The organism is Romboutsia sp., from assembly GCF_035470145.1.
In the GTDB taxonomy this organism is placed as follows: Bacteria; Bacillota; Clostridia; order Peptostreptococcales; family Peptostreptococcaceae; genus Romboutsia_D.
This window is the reverse complement of record NZ_DATIRC010000095.1, coordinates 1-2,664: the sequence shown is the minus strand read 5'-3', so window position 1 is coordinate 2,664 and position 2,664 is coordinate 1. Positions and strand designations below refer to the sequence as shown.

General features: G+C 24.2%; 3 protein-coding genes. 1 reads left to right on the top strand and 2 read right to left on the bottom strand.

Annotated elements, in window-relative coordinates; translation table 11 throughout:
• Together VLM92_RS03345 and VLM92_RS03340 are read right to left on the bottom strand one after the other, a co-directional pair.
• Positions 1-588: galactosyltransferase-related protein (locus VLM92_RS03345; RefSeq protein WP_325274935.1), on the bottom strand; the 588-nt coding region annotated here is incomplete at its 3' end.
• Between the two features lie 187 nt (positions 589-775).
• Positions 776-1,594 carry an SP_1767 family glycosyltransferase gene (locus tag VLM92_RS03340; RefSeq protein WP_325274934.1) on the bottom strand — a complete coding sequence of 273 codons (819 nt, stop codon included), beginning with the start codon at positions 1,592-1,594 and terminating at the stop codon, positions 776-778.
• A gap of 292 nt (positions 1,595-1,886) precedes the next feature.
• Between VLM92_RS03340 and VLM92_RS03335 the strand changes: the two genes are divergently transcribed.
• Positions 1,887-2,664, top strand: a 778-nt coding sequence (locus VLM92_RS03335; RefSeq protein WP_325274933.1) for a polysaccharide pyruvyl transferase family protein, incomplete at its 3' end; no start/stop codon positions are given.

Genomic DNA, 2,664 nt, shown 5'->3' with positions numbered 1-2,664 from the left:
GGTAGTATTAGTTGGTCTACCGAAATTTTTATATAGGTATTTAGCAATATGAGCAAAAGCATCATCTTCTCCTCCCCAACCTCTAAACCTTTCATCAAATCCACCACATTCTTCAAATTGTTTTCTATGAATTAAACATATTGCTCCAACAAAGATATATTTATATTTTCCAGGAGGATAAGAATTAAAAAATACTTTTGAGTTATTAGTAGAGATTTTCATTTCAGATATTGGTATATTTGGACTGTTAGAAATTATATCTTTAGTTATGTGATTATCTAATTTTACGTATTTAGATAAAGGAAACACTATTTTAAAATCTGACAACATATTGATAGATATTTCTATATCCTTAATATCGAATAATACATCAGCATCCATAATTAAGAAAATATCTCGAGTAGCTTTTCGGGCTGCATTATTAATAGCTTCAGATCGAGAATACGGAAAACCAGTTGATTCTCCAATACAAATCTCAACATCAGGCATTAATAATTCATATCTTTTCTTTAACCAAGTCCAGTTTTTTTCTCTAATCCCATTATCAGATGTGTATGGAACTAAAATAGATACATTATTAAATGTCATAAAATCATCCTTTATATTTATAATAGTAGCTTATAATAAGTCTACTTATACTAATAATATGTAAAGATGATACTACATGTTAATATAAACTAGAAATTAGAAGAAAATCACTCGAAATATGTAGTAATAGAGAAAAATGAAACTAATCTAAATATATAAATGAAATATCTTAATATTTTACATATAATCATATTTTGCATATAATTTCGTTTATATATTTTGTATCTTTTATTTCTTGTATATTGTTATTACCATTTTTTACTTCGTTAACATATTTATTTTTAATAACACATTTTTCAGAAATTTTCATTAAAAACCATTCATACTCTATATCTAGATGTCCAATGTCTATAGCTTGATATCCTTCGAGCGCTAAATCATATGATAATACTGTAGCTGTAGGACCAAGAGCAATTAAGATTAAAGTTGATTTTTTTTGTTTTTTGATTTCCTGTAAAATTTTATTATATTTTTCAAATGCATTTTTAGATGGACATAGTATTCTTTTTATACTTTTACAGTTATCAAGTAAATCGTTGCCAAATCCGAATCTAGTATATTCACCTTCAATAATTAGAATGTCTTTATTAGACCATATATTTTTAAACATGTTAAACATTTCGTTACTTCGCCCTTTATTTTTAAAGGCGATATAAGGGCGAGTAATTTGAGCATTATAATAATCTTTATTTATATCAATTACTTTATAGATTAAGTCACGATTAATACCTAAAAATTTACTCCAAAATCTTATAGATTCATCTGTACGAGTATCTAAAGAATTAAATATATCAGGTAAGCAAACTATATGGTTCTCATTATTGCTAATTAAAATTTCTTTTAATCTTAAACATAATTCTTCAGAGTAAGGCTGGAATGTTATAGATTTACCAAAAATAAGTGTAAATTCTCCATCACCATATCTACTGACAGAACATTTATCATTAATTATTTTGTGTAGAGTTTTCTCCATAGATTTAACTGAGGGAATTTTCTCCATATTCATATATAACCTCCTTGAATAAAAATATATAGATAGTTTTTGTTATACATAATATATATTCTTTAATTATTTTAACAATGCACATAAATGATACATATATATTTATTTAATTAGATAGTTTTATATAAAATTGTGGATATGAGTAAATTTAAACTGTCAAATAAACCATGTAGCTTTTTCGAATGTAGTAACTAATATTTATTTTTAGAATAAAATAATATGAAGACCTATAAAGTTAAATTTAGGAGATTTATAGTAAAAATAATCTAAAATATAATTAAATTGGAGGAAAATTATGTATTTATCAAATAATAATATAGATAAATTAAAAAATTATAAAAATATAAAAAAGATATTATATATGCTAATACCAATACATGGAAATTTAGGAGATAATGCCATAGTTTATTCGACTATTAAATATTTAGAAAATCACTTTGAAGATTACCAAATTATATGTGTAAACTTTATTGATACGTATAATTGTGAAAAAGGATTAAGAGAAATAATCCATGAAGATGATATAATAGTCCTTCATGGAGGTGGGAATATGGGCAATTTGTATATATGGGAGGAACAGGCCAGAAGATATATAGTTGAAAATTTTAAAAATATTCCTATTATATCATTTCCTCAGACTATATATTTTTCTGATGATAAACAAGGTAAAGAACAACTGAGAATTAGTACAGAGATTTATAATTCTCACAAGAGATTAACAATTATGGCAAGGGAAGATAAATCTTTTGAAATAATGAAAGCTAATTTTACAGAATGTAATATAATAAAGTGTCCAGATATAGTGTTTTATTTGATTGATAAATTAGAAAAATATTACTCTCCTGGCATAAACACAAAAAGAGAAAATATAATGACTTGTTTTAGATCAGATAAAGAAACATACTATAACTTAAATTATAAAAAAGATATTATAGAAGAATTGAAAAAAAAATATACAGTAGTTGAATCAGACACAATAATACAAAAAAAAGTTACCTTATCAAATAGAGAAATAGAATTATTTAAATTATGGGAATCTTTTCATAAGGCGAAAGTAGTTATAACGGATAGAC